The 17,032-nt window shown below is 52.7% G+C and carries 8 protein-coding genes; 4 read left to right on the forward strand and 4 right to left on the reverse strand.

The window, feature by feature from the left end; all coding sequences use genetic code 11:
- Positions 1–20: 20 nt before the first annotated feature.
- Positions 21–3,653: a methionine synthase gene (gene metH, locus HCG48_RS07060; RefSeq protein ID WP_168568523.1), complete on the reverse strand. Its 3,633-nt coding sequence runs from the start codon at positions 3,651–3,653 to the stop codon at positions 21–23.
- A 1,015-nt stretch (positions 3,654–4,668) separates the two neighbouring features.
- Between metH and HCG48_RS07065 the strand changes: the two genes are divergently transcribed.
- The 4 genes from HCG48_RS07065 (at position 4,669) to HCG48_RS07080 (ending at position 13,366) form a co-directional block, all read left to right on the forward strand.
- On the forward strand, positions 4,669–7,173 hold the full coding sequence (locus tag HCG48_RS07065; protein ID WP_246259948.1) for a PAS domain-containing sensor histidine kinase: 2,505 nt from the start codon (positions 4,669–4,671) through the stop codon (positions 7,171–7,173).
- Between the two features lie 73 nt (positions 7,174–7,246).
- Complete coding sequence (locus tag HCG48_RS07070; protein WP_246259949.1) at positions 7,247–8,632, forward strand: CHAT domain-containing protein; 1,386 nt, start codon at positions 7,247–7,249, stop codon at positions 8,630–8,632.
- A gap of 850 nt (positions 8,633–9,482) precedes the next feature.
- Positions 9,483–10,760, forward strand: a complete 1,278-nt coding sequence (locus HCG48_RS07075; protein WP_168568524.1) for an RNA-guided endonuclease InsQ/TnpB family protein — start codon at positions 9,483–9,485, stop codon at positions 10,758–10,760.
- Between the two features lie 116 nt (positions 10,761–10,876).
- Positions 10,877–13,366 carry a diguanylate cyclase domain-containing protein gene (locus tag HCG48_RS07080; RefSeq protein WP_168568525.1) on the forward strand — a complete coding sequence of 830 codons (2,490 nt, stop codon included), beginning with the start codon at positions 10,877–10,879 and terminating at the stop codon, positions 13,364–13,366.
- A 64-nt stretch (positions 13,367–13,430) separates the two neighbouring features.
- Here the strand turns inward: HCG48_RS07080 and HCG48_RS07085 are convergent, their stop codons facing one another.
- The 3 genes from HCG48_RS07085 to HCG48_RS07095 all read right to left on the reverse strand — a co-directional run bounded on the left by HCG48_RS07085 (position 13,431) and on the right by HCG48_RS07095 (position 16,913).
- Positions 13,431–14,348 (reverse strand): hypothetical protein, encoded by a 918-nt coding sequence (locus HCG48_RS07085; protein ID WP_168568526.1) that lies wholly within the window; start codon positions 14,346–14,348, stop codon positions 13,431–13,433.
- Positions 14,349–14,602: 254 nt separating this feature from the next.
- Complete coding sequence (locus tag HCG48_RS07090; protein ID WP_168568527.1) at positions 14,603–16,141, reverse strand: mercuric reductase; 1,539 nt, start codon at positions 16,139–16,141, stop codon at positions 14,603–14,605.
- A gap of 43 nt (positions 16,142–16,184) precedes the next feature.
- Positions 16,185–16,913 carry a TVP38/TMEM64 family protein gene (locus HCG48_RS07095; protein WP_210437190.1) on the reverse strand — a complete coding sequence of 243 codons (729 nt, stop codon included), beginning with the start codon at positions 16,911–16,913 and terminating at the stop codon, positions 16,185–16,187.
- Positions 16,914–17,032: the final 119 nt, after the last annotated feature.

A 17,032-nucleotide genomic window follows, 5' to 3' on the forward strand; every position in this document is an offset into this window, starting at 1 on the left:
ATTGCCCATCCTACTTTCCATCAGGCGCTGAAATATTTCGCTACCGGGTGATAGGTGATAATCGCCGTCGTCGATTGTTCCGGATAAAGCTGTTCGCTTTCATCCATGTACATCGAAATGCGATCGCTCCCCAATAACTCCAACTGCTTGTATTGATCCTCAATATTCGGACAAGCGGGATAACCAAAACTGTAACGAGAACCGCGATAACGCTGTTGCAAAATATCGCGAATATTATCCGGTTCCTCACTGCCAAATCCCAACTCGCGACGGATGCGCGCGTGCAACCATTCCGCCATCGCTTCCGCCGTTTGTACCGCCATACCGTGGAAATACAAATAATCCGTATATTGGTCCGAATCAAACAGTTTTTTCGCGTATTCCGTGGCAATTTCGCCCACGGTAACTGCGTGCATCGGGAACACGTCAACGATACCCGTTTCCTTCGGGGCGAAAAAGTCGGCAATACACAGACGGCGCATCGATTTTTGACGGGGAAACTCGAACGTCGCTACTACCGTTTCCGGCTTGGAATTTTCGTCTTTCATTTCCGACGGATCGTAAAGAAACAGCGTATTTCCTTCCGCCTGACAGGGGAAATAACCGTAAATTGCTTGAGGATGTAATAAATTATCCTCGACAACGCGCTGCTTCCAAGTCTCTAAAATTGGACGAACTTCTTTATCAATAAATTCGTCGTACTCCTCCCGAGATTGACCCTTCGGCTTGCGGAACTGCCACTGTCCGACAAACAACGCTTGCAAGTCCAAATACCAGAAAAGTTCCTCCAAGGGCATATCTTCCGGTTGTAGAACTTTCGTACCCCAAAATGGCGGTTTGGGGCGATCGATATCGATATCTACCGCTTCCGATCGCCGCGTATCGATAACTTGAGGTTCCGCAGCTTCTTTCTTGTCCTTCTTCGCCGATTTACTGCTAACACCGCCATTGCTTTCAGCAGTTTCTACCGCTTTCGACTCGGCTTTAGCCACTTTACCGTTGTCGCTGGCTTCATCCAAAAACCCTTTAAAATCGTCCCAATTGTTAGCCGATTTGGCAGGCATTAACTTGTCCATGAAGTGAAGGTCGGAAAAAGCATCTTTCCCGTAAACGACCTTCCCTTGATAGGCATTTTGACAATCTTCGTGAACAAATTTCGGGGTTAAAGCGGCACCGCCTAAAATCACCGGAACCGAGATGCCGCGTTCGTTGAAGGTTTCTAAGTTATCCTTCATAAATGCGGTCGATTTCACCAACAGACCGCTCATGGCGATACAGTCTGCTTTGTGTTCTTCGTAGGCTTCGATGATATTTTCGACGGGTTGTTTGATGCCTAAATTAATCACCCGATAGCCGTTATTGGTCAAAATAATATCGACCAAATTTTTACCGATATCGTGAACGTCCCCTTTCACCGTGGCAATAACCACCGTACCTTTAGCATTATCCCCGGCTTCACCTTTCTCCATGTACGGTTCGAGATAGGCGACGGCAGCTTTCATGGTTTCCGCCGATTGCAACACGAACGGAAGCTGCATCTGTCCGGAACCGAACAGTTCGCCGACCACTTTCATCCCGTCGAGGAGATATTTGTTGATGATATCTAAGGGGGGATGCTTTTCTAAAGCTTGAGCGAGAACGTCTTCCAAACCGATCCGTTCGCCGTCGATAATATGCTGTTTGAGTCGTTGTTCGATCGGCAAATTGGCATCGAGGGAACGATCGCGCTTGGTGGTTTTACCTTGGAAGAGTTCGGTTAACTTAGTGAGGGGATCGTAGACGCAATTATTCCCTTCAAATTGGCGGCGATCGTAGATCAAATCGCGACAAACTTGCTGGTGTTCTTCCTCAATTTTGGCTAAGGGGAGAATTTTGCTGGCGCTGACGATCGCCGAATCCAAGCCCACCTGCATTGCTTCGTGTAAAAACACGGAATTGAGCACCTGACGCGCCGCCGGATTTAACCCGAAAGAAATATTAGACACCCCTAACAAAATGTGACAGTGGGGCAGTTCTTCGCGCATTTGTCGGATGGCGTCGATGCTGGCTTTACCGTTGCCGCGATCTTCCTCAATCCCGGTGGAAATCGGCAAAGCGAGGGGGTCGAAAAAGATTTCGTGAGGGGGGATACCGTAGGCGATCGCCGCCTCGTAAGCGCGTTTGGCGATCGCGAACTTCTTCTCGGCAGTGCGGGCCATTCCGTTTTCGTCGATCGTACCGACCACGACCCCCGCGCCGTATGTCTTCGCCAACTCCAGCACTTTGTAGAATCGCGGTTCGCCGTCTTCGTAGTTGGTCGAGTTGAGCAGACATTTACCCCCGGCGACTTTCAACCCGGCTTCCATCTTCTCCCATTCCGTGGAATCGAGCATCAGGGGAAGAGTGACGTTAGTCACCAGGCGGGAGACCAACTCGTGCATGTCGCGGACGCCATCGCGACCCACGTAATCGACGTTGACATCGAGAATGTGGGCGCCTTCTTTCACTTGAGCTTTCGCCAGGGCAACTAAGCCGTCCCAATCTTCATTATTGAGCAGGGTGCGGCATTTTTTCGACCCACTGGCGTTGAGGCGTTCGCCGACGATCAAGAACGAGTTGTCTTGTTCGTAAGGTTGGGCGCTGTAAATGGAGGCGGCGGCGGGGATGTATTGGAACGATTCCCGTTTTGGCGGTTCGCCTTCGCCGTCCCAGGTACGAACCGGGCGGGCTTTGGGGTGTAGGGTTTTGGCAATTTCGGCGAGTTGTTCGATATGTTGGGGGCGGGTTCCGCAACAACCGCCGATCACTTGAACGCCGAGGTCTTCGATGAAGTGCATCAGGGCCATGCGCAGTTCCATCGGCGTGAGTTTGTAGTGCGCTTGTCCGCCGACGTTTTCCGGGAGTCCGGCGTTGGGGATGCAGGAGACGACGAAGGGGGAGTTTTCCGACAGGTAGCGGATGTGTTCCTTCATCTTGTCGGGCCCGGTGGCGCAGTTGAGACCGAGGATGTCGATCGCGTAGGGTTCGAGGATGGACAGGGCCGCGCTAATTTCGGAACCGACGAGCATGGTTCCCATGACTTCCATCGTGATCGAGACCATCAGGGGGAGGCGGCAGCCTTTTTTAGCGAAGACCTCTTCGATGGCGGTGAGGGCGGCTTTGATTTGTAAAACGTCCTGACAGGTTTCGACAATCAGCAGGTCGGCGCCGCCGTCGATTAAGCCTTCGGCTTGTTCGGCGAAAGCGTCGTGGAGGATGTCGAAGTCGATATGCCCGAGGGTGGGGAGTTTGGTTCCCGGACCGATGGATCCGGCGACGAAGCGCGGTTTTTCGGGGGTGGAGAATTCGGCGGCGACGCTTTTGGCGAGTTCGGCGGCTTTTTTGTTGATTTCGTAGGCACGATCGCCGAGGTCGTATTCGGCGAGGACGATCGAGGTTCCGCCGAAGGTGTCGGTTTCGATGACGTCGGCGCCGACTTCGAGGAACCCGCGATGGACTTTTTTAACGGCTTCGGGGTTGGTAATGACGAGGTATTCGTTACAGCCTTCGTATTCTTTGCCGCCGAAGTCGTCGGCGGTGAGATTTTGGAATTGCAGGCTGGTTCCCATGGCGCCGTCGAAGACAAGGACGGGGCGATCGGGACTGTGAAGACGTTGGAGAAATGGACTTTTCATGGTCGCAATTGGCACGAGTAAGGATTGAATCAAACACGAATGTGAATGAGGATGGCTATGGGGTTTTTCCCTTAACCTATTGTGCAAAATTATCAGAGTTCGGTGGGGAGTCCAACTGACGATCGCCCGTTTTGGAAGGAAGATCGCACGAATTGAGAAAGTAATTTTCGTATTTAATGCAGTTTACCGAACCCGAGGGAACGGTTGCCGAATGGCGGCGAGGCGTTCGCCTCAGTCGGCGCTGACTGTTTCAAGTTTATCAAGGCCAACGAAAGTTTTTGGGTTGAAAACCGTGCCTTTTTAAGGCAGCTTTGGGATCGACTTAGGACGAAGCAGAAAATCAGATGTGTCGTCGTAGCCCGCGAACTGACCGTCGCCAAAAGGCTACTGTCCCCTATTGTTTCCTTCCTAACCGATCTGACGATTTGCGTCAGGCGATCGGGGGTCCTCACATTGGGTCAAGATAAAGATCCCTGCGGTCTCGACCCAGAAGCTTCTTATCGTGTCGGTAGCGATCGCTACTGAAAGCATAAACTAACCTGAATTTTTTAAAAATTATGTGAAGTTATGATATAACTTAGTTAAAGAAGCCGCCTAGAAGCCCCCAAAGATTTGACCAATTTGTTTAAAAGCTCGTACATTTCCGAAAAAATAAGCAATAATACTTTACAACTGGGGGAACTTTCAACCGCGTGCATCTGCCTCTAGGTTGGATAAAATTTTCGCTTCAGGGAACGCATCACAAAATCCAAAAGGGGCGCTGGTGCCAGCCGCATCTTCCTAACGTTTAACCCTCGCTCGCGGCGATCGCGAGATCGATAGAATTTGCCGATTGTTTCAGCAATCGGTCGATTTTCATAGCCTAAATCAGCTAAATAAAGATCGAGTGCCGATTCAAGCCAAAAAATCGGGATGAGCTGCAATTTTGCCTGAAATAAGCTTTATTCCCGAGCGATCGCCGTAGCTATTTGACTGAATTGACAGCAGAAGACAAGCATCCAGGAGGTTTACCCCCGTGCGGAAGACACCCGCCACCCCCCGTTCGAGAACCACTTCGACCCTGACCCATCCGAGCGCGCCGATGTCGCCACAATCCAGTGCAAACCGCTCGTCCGGCCTTCGTTCGTCAACCGCTTTCGAGCAATTTGCGCGAGCCGTCCCGGTGCCAATGGCCTTACTCGACCGCCAAATGCGCTACATCACCGTTTCCCAACGGTGGTTGGACGACTACGGCATCGACCAAGCTGACCTTATCGGGCGATCGCACGCCGAAGTCTTTACTCACCTCTCCCGATCGTGGCACGAGAACTTTCGCCGTTGCCTGTACCACGGAGAAACCCACAACCAACGAGATCGCCTCATCAAACCCAACGGTCAAGTCGATTGGGTCGAGTGGAAGATCCAACCCTGGTACGCCGACCACGGCGAAATTGGCGGGGCGATCGTCATTGCCGAAATCGTCACCGTTCGCGAAGCATCCGCGCAAGAGCAACGCAAGCAACTCGACGAAGCCCTCGAACAAAGCCAGCAGTCGGCTTACATTCACCAATTCGCGATCGAAAAAGCCGTCGATGCCATCTTTTGGATCGACCCCGACAGCAAACTGAGCTACGTCAACGAAGCCGCCTGTCAACTGCTCGAATATCGACGGGACGAACTGCTCGCCCTCAAACTGCACCAAATCGATCCGGCCTTTTCCCCGAATATTTGGTCGGAACATTGGAAAGCCATCAAACAATTCGGTTCCTTTACCTTTGAATCGACCCACCGCACGAAAAGCGGGCGTATTTTCCCCGTCGAAGTGCGGGTTAACTACCTGAAATATAAAAATCGCGAATATCATTGTGCGTTCGTGCGCGAGATTACCGAACGCAAACAACACGAAACCGCCTTACAAAGCGCCAACGAACAACTGCAAGCCGTTCTCGATGCCGTTCCCGGCTTAGTCTCCTGGCTCAGTCGCGATCTCAAATATCTCGGCGTCAACCGCCAGTTAGCCAGCACCTTCGGGCTACGCCCGGAAGATTTTAGCAATCGAGAAGTCGGCTTCATGGAAAGTCACCCCGGATTTGCGGAATTCGCCCGGGAATTTTTCGAGAGCGAAACGAAAACGATTTCTAAAGAAATCTGCATCGGACTCGAAGGACAACGGCGCAGTTACTTACTCGGCGCCCAAAAATACCACCACAACAGCCGCGCGGTCTTTGTCGGGCTCGACATCACCGATCGCAAACAGATGGAAGCCCAATTGCGCCGCAGCGAAACTCTCTACCGCACCTTGGCGCATAACTTCCCCAACGGGGCCGTCTGCTTGTTCGATCGCGACTACCGCTATACCCTCGCCGAAGGAACCGAACTGGCAAAAGTCGGCCTGTCCAAAGCCGCAATGGAAGGTCAAATCTGTCGGGACGTGTTCGACCCGGAAACCGCCGAAATCATCGAGCCGTTGTACGCTAAAGCCCTCGACGGCGAAGAAAGCGTCGCCGAAATTCCTTATGCAGGTCGGATTTACCTCACCCACGTCTTACCTCTCAAAGACGATACTGGGGAAGTCATCGCCGGGATGATGATGACCCAGAATATTACCGAACGCAAGAAGAACGAACAGGTGTTGCGGCGATCGCGCCAACGCTTGCGCGAACAGGCCCACCGCCTGCGCGACGCCCTCGCCGAACTCAAACAAACCCAAACCCAACTCATTCAAACCGAAAAACTCTCCAGTTTGGGTCAGTTAGTCGCCGGGGTCGCCCACGAAATTAACAATCCGGTCAGTTTTATTTACGGGAATATCGCCCACGCGCGCCAATATGCGAACGAACTGCTAGAGTTAGTGGAACTGTACGCCGACGCCTATCCCGAACCGACGGAGGCGATCGCCGAGCGGATCGAGACCATGGGGTTAGATTTCGTGCGCGAAGACTTTCCCAAACTGATGTCATCGATGCAAGTCGGGGCCGATCGCATTCGCGAGGTGGTGCTGTCGTTGCAAAACTTCTCGCGGTTGGATCAGGCGCAGAAAAAACCCGTCAACCTGCACGAAGGGATTGACAGTACCTTGTTAATCTTGCAAAGTCGGCTCAAAGCCAAAGGGGGACGTCCGGGGATTGAAGTGGTCAAAGACTACGGCGACTTGCCGAAAGTAGAATGTTACGCCGGACAGCTCAATCAAGTGTTTATGAACTTGCTGGCGAACGCGATCGACGCTTTGGAAGAACGAGGAATCGAGTGCGATGCTTCGGAATCCGAGGAAGAACCGACGATCGCGATCCGTACCCGGGCGATCGCGGGCAATCGCGTCGAAATTCGGATCGCCGATAACGGCTTGGGAATGACCCCTAACGTGCAACGCAAACTGTTCGAGCCGTTTTTTACCACCAAACCCCCTGGCAAAGGGACGGGTTTGGGGTTATCAATTAGCTATCAGGTTGTCGTTCAAAAACATGGCGGCCAGCTTAACTGTGATTCGACCCCCGGACGGGGAACGGAGTTTGCGATCGTCTTGCCGATCGAGGCAAAATGAGCCGCAAGCGGTAGGGGGATTGATGCGACAGTGGAGTCGGTCGTCTTGATGGTAAACGAATCGAGGAGCGAGGGTGAATTATCGTAAGTTAGTATTGTTATTACTCGCCGGATGTGGGTTGGCGATCGCCCTAGGAATGAGTGGGAGTCTGGAGGGACGGGCGATCGCCCAGACGCAATCTCCCCCAGCCCAAACCCAGCTTGCTTTACCGGAACTGCTCGATCGCGTTTCCACTTCCGAAGCGGTCGCGGCGATCGAAACGCGCTGGGAAAACGCTTACGAGAGTTATTTCGGGACGAATTTCGGCGATCTTGAGATCGACGCCGCCCAAATTGCCGAGATTCTCGACCGTCTCGGACGACAAACCGGGAAGCGGTCGGCGTTGATTTACGCGATCGCCGCCCCCAAACAATTAGAATTGGTGTTACTTTTACCCGGTCGCGACCCGATTCGCAAAAGCATTCCCGAAGCAGACCGGGAAACCGTTCTCGACGCGGTTTTACAACTGCGTCAGGAAATTACGAACCCTCGCAAACGCAACCGCGAGAGTTATCTCGAACCCGCGCGATCGCTTTACGATTGGATCGTGCGCCCGTTAAAAGCCGAATTAGAGGCGAACGAGATTAGCACTTTGTTGTTTTGTGTCGGCAATGGCTTGCGGACGTTGCCCTTTGCGGCCCTGCACGACGGCGAACGGTTTTTAATTGAAGAATACGGATTTACGCGCATTCCGGCGTTTAAGTGGACCGATACCCTTTACGGCGATTTGCGTGAGTCGAAAGTCTTGGCGATGGGGGCGTCGCAGTTTGAAGAACTCTCGCCGTTACCTGCGGTTCCCGTCGAACTGGCGGCGATCGCCGGAGATTTATGGTCCGGTCAGGTTTTTCTCAACAACCGTTTTACTTTAAAAAATCTGCGATCGCAAGTGCAAGAGAACGACTATCGCATCGTTCATCTCGCCACTCACGCCGAATTTAAACCCGGCGATCCGAGCAATTCGTTCATTCAATTGTGGAACGAAAAACTCACCCTGGATCGAATGCGTGAACTCGGTTTCGATACGGCGAATATGAGTTTGTTGGTCTTGAGTGCGTGCAAGACTGCCTTCGGGGATGAAGATGTCGAGTTGGGTTTTGCCGGATTGGCGGTGCAAAGTGGGGTGAAAACCGCTCTGGCGAGTTTGTGGTACGTCAGCGATTCGGGAACCTTGGCCCTGATGAGCGAATTTTATCGGGCCTTGCGCACAACCGACGCCAACGGTCAGCCGAAGATCAAAGCCGAAGCGTTGCGAGAAGCGCAAATCGCGATGATTCGCGGTCGGGTGCGCGTGGAAGGGAGCCAGTTGCGCGGTTCCGGAGAAGAGGTCGATTTACCGCCTGCCTTGCAGACCTTCGCCCCGGATAATCTTTCCCATCCTTATTATTGGGCTGCGTTTACGGCGATCGGCAGTCCGTGGTAGGAAGAGCCCAAGGGTGGCGATTCACCCCCGTTGGAATCCACTCACAAGCCTCAATCGATAGAAGCTGCAAGACAGTTAATTCCCCGATCGCATCTATAGCACGAGGGAACGATCGCCCCCCGTTACTGGGGTCAAAACCATTTTTTCAGATAGAATGCACGGGAATGGCTCATGTTGCAGGAAAATAGGAAAGGCATAGGGGAGCGGCTTGGAGGTTGTCGGGATCTAGGGCAAGGATCGAACGGCAGGAAAACGAGTCTAGATGCAACCGAAGCGCGATCTGTAAGTCTTTCACTGTTGTCAGGGTCGCTGTTGTGGGAATGCTTCGAGGGTTGGGAGGCGATCGCTCGGCGTCTCCCCTGGAGAGTCGCCAGACCGATTGTAGATTCAGGGAATAGCCAGCACGCATCCGGCGATCGCAAAGTTTCTCGGAAGGAGCATCGTCCTCGGCGGTGAAATTTGGACAGACCGATCGAAGACAGCCAACCCGCCGCACCTGTCCGCCTGCCGTCGTGAGACGTCAACACCCTCTCCATTGCCCGAGTTTTTGAAAATATAGGCAACATCTAACCGATAAAATGTCTCTTATTGATTGAACAATTCGTTCACTTGACGTTCAGCTTAACCGCTATTCCTCCCGGCACTGTACCCGAAGGAATAGCGGTCAACTTCGATGGGGTTCAATGCCCCAGAGACGCCCAGACTTCTAATGTATTGCCGCAAAACGTCGGTTTGATTGCGTTCCGTAAGTTTACAATATCTGTCTAAATGCTCCTTTTAAACATCCGAGATTCTAAGGCTTATTTGGTTCGTGGGTAGCAATCGTATTTATATCTACTAAAATGATGGCATGAAACTAGCCTACCAGTACAAGCTATTGCCGACCTACGAGCAACGATGCCGCATGGATAAGTGGCTCGATAGGTTGCGCTACCAGTACAATTATCTGCTGGCAGATCGCTTTGACTGGTGGGAGATGAATCGGTGTCCCGTCAATGCCTATCCTTTGGTGTGCAGTATCGCTCAGCCCAGAGAACAGCCCGAATACTACGGGCAAAAACGCTCCCTGGTCTCACTTAAGCAAGAGCAGGAATGGTACGCCGATATTCATGCTGATGTCTTGGAGGAAAGGGTGAAGCGGGTAGACCTCGCATTGGCTCAGTTCATCAAAGGCGACAAGAACGGTAAACGTAGCGGTAAACCTAGATTTAAGGGGAAGAACCGCTATCGCACCTTTGCCTATCCGCGAGTCAAACCAGACTGCATCCAGGGCAATCAAGTCACCCTGCCCAAGCTGGGTGAAATCAAGTTGATTCAACATCGCCTTGTGCCAGAGGGATTCACGATGAAGCGGGCTTTGGTAACCCAGAAGGCGGACGGCTGGTATGTCACATTAACCCTCGAAGACAAGAGCGTTCCTGACTTGCCAGCGATCGAGATCCAGCCCACCGCAACCAATAGCATTGGCGTGGATGCCGGACTGGAATACTTCATCGCCTGCTCTGATGGTTCAACCAAGCAACCGCCAAAGTTTTACCGCCAATCTGAAGACAAATTAGCTAAACTCCAGGCCAAGCGAGACGCCAGGGCTAAAGGTTCAAAGCCGCGCCGCAAGCTGAATGAGCGTATTGCCAAGTTGCACCAACGCATTGCACGGCAACGGAAGCAGTGGCATTTTGAAACGGCTCAAGAGTTAATCGACAAAGCGGAAGTCATCTTTCTCGAGGCTCTGAAAGTCTCTAATATGTCCCGACGACATCAGCCGAAGCCGGGGGAAAACGGAACATTTCTCCCTAACGGGCAAGCAGCCAAGTCGGGCTTGAATAAAAGTTTTGCTGATGCTGGGATAGCTGGGTTCCTGAACGATGTACTGCCTTACGTGGCTCAAAGAGCTGGTAAACGGGTCGTGAAGGTTAATCCGGCTGGCACATCCCAACATTGTGCAATGTGTCTGAACCGAGTGCCGAAGGAATTGTCCGATCGCTGGCATGAATGCCCTCATTGCAGGGCGTCCATGGCGCGAGATCTCAATTCTGGGTTACTCATCAAAAAAGTGGGGTTGGGCGTTCGCCTCACGATAAAACGCGAATCCCGTAATGGGAGGAGAAGCCCGCGCCGTACTGCTTAGCGGTCGGCGTCGGGAGTACGTCACGCAAGGTTGAGTCTCTCAAACCCTCTCGGTCGTCATGATTTTGGTCAGCTCGGGGAATTGGCCCCAAGCCCGTTGTTAAGCCCTTGTCTTCCATGCTTGAAAGCTCTGCGTTTTCGATTCATTTAGCTATTGAGCGCCATCCCGTTACCGTCGCTCCTCAGACTTCGGTCGGCGAGACGATTTTGCTGATGAGTCAGGCGAAAGCGAGTTGTGTGGTCGTGGTGGAAGATCGAACTCCCGTGGGAATTTTCACCGAACGAGATTTAGTCAAGTTGACGGCCCGATGTGCGCAGAAGGATCGAGTACCGTTTCTGGAGCGGTACCGCACTGAACCGATCGCCGAGGTGATGAGTCAAAAGCCGATCGCCTTAGAAGAAACCCGTCTCGACGACTTGCGATCCGTACTCAATTTACTCAGACAATACCAGATCCGCCATTTGCCCATTCTCAACCGCGAGGGTCATTTAGTCGGGATTGTCACCCACCAGAGTATCCGAGATACGATTCAGCCTGCGGACTGGATGCGTTTGCGACGGGTTAAGGAAGTGATGGGCGATCGCGTGATTACGGCGCCGGAAACGGCTACGGTGAACGATTTAGCGAGGTTAATGCACGAAGCTCGGGTCAGTTGCATCGCGATCGCCCGTCCCCTAGAGTCCGACGAGCGCACGGATTCGCCAAAATTGGGGGACGCCGAGGCTCCGGTGATTCCTTTGGGCATTGTCACGGAACGGGATATCCTTCAATTTCATGCGTTGGGGTTGGACGCGCGATCGCTCCACGCGGCCCAGGTGATGAGTAGCCCCCTGCTCCAAGTTCAGCCGACGGATTCGCTCTGGTCCGCCCATCAGTTGATGAACCGCCACCGGATTCGCCGCCTGGTGGTCACCGACGAACGGGGCTGTTTGTGCGGCATCATCACCCAAACGAGTTTACTGCAAGGATGGGCGCCAATGGAAATGACCGACGCCCTCTCGGCTTTGCAGCGCTTGGTCGAAGAACGCACCAGCGAACTCCAACAGGCCAATACTCAATTAAGACGGGAAATTCAGGACCGCAAACAAACGGAAGAAGCCCTGCGGATTTCTCAAGCGAGGCTGGCGGGCATTTTAAATATTGCCGACGACGCGATTGTTTCCGTGGACGAACATCAATGTATTCAGTTGTTCAATCAAGGGGCGGAAAAAATCTTCGGTTATAGTGCCAGCGAGGCGATCGGCCAACCTTTAGATCTACTCCTCCCCGAAGCCGTGCGCGCCATCCACCGCCAGCACGTCAATAAATTTCGTCATTCCCCGGACGTCGCCCGTCAAATGGGCAGTCGCGCCGAAGTCCTCGGTCGTCGCAAGGACGGCAGCGAATTTGCGGCGGAAGCATCGATTTCTAAATTGCAAGTCGGTGCGGAAAAACTGCTGACGGTGATCTTGCGCGATATTACCGATCGCAAACAAGCCCAAGCGGCATTGCAACTGCAACTCGATCGCGAACGGTTGATGGGCGCCATGCGCGATCGCATCCGCCAGTCGCTCAATCTCGATGAAATTCTCAATACCACCGTCGCCGAGGTGCGCCAATTTTTAGTCACCGATCGCGTGATCGTCTATCAGTTCAATCCCGATTGGAGCGGTCAAGTGGTGGTCGAATCGGTCAGCGCCGACTGGGTGCCGATCTTGGGTCTCAACATCCACGATCCCTGTTTTGGCGAGGAATACGCCCAACTCTACGCCAAGGGTCGCGTCAGGGCAATCCCGGATATTTTTGAAGCTCCCCTGAGTCAGTGTCACCGCAATTTACTCAAGCAGTTTCAGGTGAAAGGCAATCTGGTGGTTCCGATTTTGCAGACGGAAACCACCGTGCAAATGCCGGACCTGCGTTCGCGAATCCTCTCCCCAGGAGAATCGAATCATAATCGCTTGTGGGGACTCCTGATCGCCCACCACTGCCGCTCTCCCCGTCAGTGGCAAGATTGGGAGGTGGATTTTCTCACCGCTTTGGGAACGCAAGTGGCGATCGCCATCCAACAATCGACCCTGTTCGAGCAGTTACAAGCCGCCAACCAACAGTTACGCCGCCTCGCCACCCTCGACGGTTTGACCCAAGTCGCCAACCGCCGCCGTTTTGACGAATATCTCGATCGCCAATGGCGACAAATGGCGCGCGATCGCCGTCCCCTTTCTCTCGTTTTATGTGATATAGACTGTTTTAAGCTATACAACGATACCTACGGTCACCAAGCTGGAGATGAATGCTTGCAAAGCGTCGCCGCCACCTTAACCGAATGCGTCAAACGCCCCTGCGATTTAGTCGCCCGTTATGGCGGCGAGGAGTTTGCGGTGATTCTGCCCGACACCGACCTCGAAGGAGCCCGCAACGTCGCCGAACGCATTCGCCGCACGATTTTCGAGTTGTCCATTCCCAATCACAACTCCTACGTCAGCCCCTACGTCACCATGAGTGTCGGCGTCGCCACCACGACCCCCGAACCGGATTCCTCCTGGAGTCAATTAATTGCACTCGCCGATAAAGCGCTTTATGCGTCGAAAAATAAGGGACGCAATCGGGCGATCTCGATGGTGTTGTGATTTTAGATTTTAGAGGGGAGCGAACCCCAGGGAGAAATTCTCAGCGTCTCTGAGAAAATCGGCTTCACCAAGACCAAAATACCGCCGATCCTTGGTTTTCATCGTCGGTGCCAAAAATGACGCCTCCCGCTTCTCCGGGAACCAACTCGATCGCCTCGATTTTGCGATCGCCGAACCGCCACAACGGCACTAAGCTAGTATTGGAACGAAAGTCAAACTCACCGTTCGCTCCGCGCTCGAATACTCCCGCTACATAAACCGCCGACGCAAACGGACCGTCATCGCCGTAATCTACTGCCGCACTGACCCATAAAACTCCGGCGCCGTCAATTTTGAGGTCGGAAATCGATCGCCCGTTCTCCGGAAACGGGACGCGAAACGATACCGTTCCCGTCGGCGCGATCGCGTTGGTCGCCGGATCGAACGTTCCCCAATAAATCCCCCCGGGTTCGCTACCACTACCGCGATCGCCCCAAACCGCCAATAACTGCCCCTCGACTTGCGCGATCGCAAACCCTTCGATATTCATACCTCGGCTCACATTCGGTAACTCGAAGACCTCGGCGAGGGACAGCTCACCCGTGGCCCCGTCCCACTCGAAACGGAAGACCTCTCCTTGACTGCTACAAGCGAGGAACGTTCCGGGAGTTCCGGGAAGAGCGGTGAGGGCTTCGAGATCCACCGGATATTGAGTCGGCGAGGGCCAGGCGATCGTCCGATAGTCTACCGACCGATCCGCCGAGATCGAAACTAATCCGATAAAGGGCAGATCGGGGAATTTATTATCGTGAACGATCAGGAAACACGCATCGGAACCACTACACCCCGAATCTCCACCCGACCCACTCACCCGAGCGATCCCGCTAATTCCATATTCAATCCCATCGCGAACGGGATACCAGGAGGAAACAGCAGGTTTTTCGATCGCCGCACAACTGGTTAGCGTCACCAGAAGACCGATTAAAATTTTGAATTTACGCATTTTTGAGCGATTGCAGCAGGTTTTCTCGCCTCGATCTCAACTTCGCCCCCCTTTCAAAGGGGGGTTGGGGGGATAAGAGCGATCGATTTGAACTCAGTGGAGATCGCAGCCGCGATCGCGGTGGTTATCCGGTTCGAGTGCTGGAGGCTTCTTCGTTATTATATGGGGTCAACCGAAAAGCGAGACCACTTTTAGTGATTTCGTCGATCGACCTCACCGATCGCGCAGCGACTCCATTTGAGATTAGCCGATCTTTACCCCCGTTGCCACGCCAACCAACGCTCGAATAACGTTTTGACGAACGGCGTTAAGCGGGTGCGGTTATAAGCATCTGCTGCTTTTTTAATCGCTTCCGCTTGCGTCGGATACGGGTGAATGACATTGGCGATCGCCCCCAAACCAATCCCGTTCGCCATTGCCAAAGTAATTTCACTAATTAAATCTCCCCCATGACGGGCGACCACCGTCGCGCCGACAATTCGATCTGTTCCTTTCTTGACCTGAATTTTCACAAACCCTTGGGTTTCTCCATCGGCGATCGCCCGGTCTACCGAACTCATCGGTACCATAAACGTATCGAGATCGATCCCTTTTGCTCTTGCTTCTTGTTCGTACAATCCCACGTGGGCGATCTCGGGATCGGTATAGGTAGACCAAGGCATAGTTAAATCGCTCAAGCGGGATTTACCGAGGCCAAAAACCGAAAATAAACTATTTTTAATCACAATTCTCGCCGCCGCATCTGCCGCATGAGTAAATTTCCACTTCATGCACACATCTCCCGCCGCATAAATCTTCGGATTTGAGGTTTCTAAATAGTCATTGACTTCGACGCCTTGGCGGCGATCGTAGTTGACGCCGACCGCTTCTAAATTTAAGCTTTCTACATTCGGCTGTCTGCCCGTCGCCACTAAAATTTCATCGACGGCGATCGCCTGAGTTTGACCGTTACTTTCATAAGATAAAGTTTTTCCCGCTTCCGTAGTTTCCACTCTTTGCAATTTCGCATTTAAAACCAGTTGAATCCCTTCATCCATAAATTGCTGTTGGACGATCGCCGCCGCATCCGCATCTTCGCGATCGAGCAAATGAGCGTTTTTATGAAACAAAATCACTTCCGATCCGAGGCGATCGAACGCTTGCGCCAACTCACATCCGATCGGACCGCCGCCGATGACGGCGAACCGACGCGGACGTTCGGTTAACGAAAACACCGTTTCGTTGGTCAAATATCCCGCCTCGACTAACCCCGGAATCTCCGGAATCGCCGCCCGGGCCCCCGTGGCGATGACTGCTTTTTTAAACCGTAACTGCTTCCCGGCGACGGCGATCGCATTACCGCCGACAAAGAACCCGTCCCCAAAAAAAACATCCACCCCTAGATTTTGGAAGCGTCGGGCCGAATCGTGATGGCTGATTCCTGCTCGAATTTCGCGCATTCGCCCCATCACCGCCGCAAAATCGATCTCTGGATCCCTCGGAACCCCGATCCCGAAGTCGCTGGCGTGACGGAAATCGCCAACCAACCGCGACGAGGCGATCGTCGCTTTCGAGGGGACGCAACCGACGTTGAGACAGTCGCCACCCATTAAGTGTTTTTCGATTAACGCCACTTTGGCGCCGAGTCCCGCCGCCCCCGCCGCCGTCACTAGTCCGGCAGTCCCGGCGCCGATGACCACGAGATTGTATATCGGTTCCGGTTCGGGATTGACCCAATCCGACGGGTGAACGTGAGCCACTAAATTTTGATTGTGCGTATCCCAGGGAATCAGTTGCAGGCGATCGTCTGACATAATTACTACTTTTGAATAAAAAGCTGATTGAAATACTCCGGATTTAGTCGCCAGAAATTTCACTATTGAGTGCTTTACTGGCAACTCTCGTGACGTAAATCGTACCGAAAATGGTGACGATCGCCCCGACAATTTTAAACGCAGTTTCCGCCCCGGTACTATTTTGGGCGTCGGTTCCGATCGTCGCCAATCGGGCTAACGATCCGATATAAACGTACATAATCGTACCGGGCAGCATTCCCAAACAGCCGATCGCATAATCGCGCAAGGAAACTCGTGTTACGCCAAAGGCATAGTTTAAAAGATTAAAAGGGAAAAAGGGCGAAAGTCGAGTTAAAACCACAATTTTTAATCCTTCCCTCGCTACGGCATCGTCAACGGCTTTAAATTTTTGATTGCCTTTAATTTGGCTTTCAACCCAACTGCGTGCCAGGTAGCGACCGATTAAAAAGGCCACTATTGCCCCTACAGTTGCCGCGACGAATACGTACAGGGAACCCAAGCCGATCCCAAAAATCACTCCCGCACCAAGGGTGAGGATAGAACCGGGAATAAAGAGAACGGTGGCAAGAATATAGATGGCCATAAAAATCGCAATGCCGAGGATTCCTAAGTCTTGAATCCACTGGAGGGCATCGCGCAAATAGGTTTGAATTCCTAAATATTTACCTGTAACGACAAGAGCGGCAATTAGGACGGAAACAAGAATAATTTTGCCATTTTTTTTAACTTTAGACGTTCCGTTTTGCTCTCGTTCTGACTGTTGAGTCACGATCCCCCCTTCCCTTGTTTTGAAGATAAGTAGCCGTTCAAAAATCTTTCCCACGGATGAGGGATTTTAGATTTTAGAGTTTAGATTTTAGATTCAAAGGGTAGCGCTTCTGTTGTAGG

Origin of the sequence: Oxynema aestuarii AP17 (assembly GCF_012295525.1) — a bacterium.
Lineage (GTDB): Bacteria > Cyanobacteriota > Cyanobacteriia > Cyanobacteriales > Laspinemataceae > Oxynema > Oxynema aestuarii.

Excerpts from the sequence above, each read along its gene's own strand:
- HCG48_RS07075 (WP_168568524.1), top strand. The coding sequence starts at position 9,483 with ATGAAACTAGCCTACCAGTACAAGCTATTGCCGACCTACGAGCAACGA.
- HCG48_RS07085 (WP_168568526.1), bottom strand. The coding sequence starts at position 14,348 with ATGCGTAAATTCAAAATTTTAATCGGTCTTCTGGTGACGCTAACCAGT.
- HCG48_RS07080 (WP_168568525.1), top strand. The coding sequence starts at position 10,877 with ATGCTTGAAAGCTCTGCGTTTTCGATTCATTTAGCTATTGAGCGCCAT.
- HCG48_RS07090 (WP_168568527.1), bottom strand. The coding sequence starts at position 16,141 with ATGTCAGACGATCGCCTGCAACTGATTCCCTGGGATACGCACAATCAA.
- metH (WP_168568523.1), bottom strand. The coding sequence starts at position 3,653 with ATGAAAAGTCCATTTCTCCAACGTCTTCACAGTCCCGATCGCCCCGTC.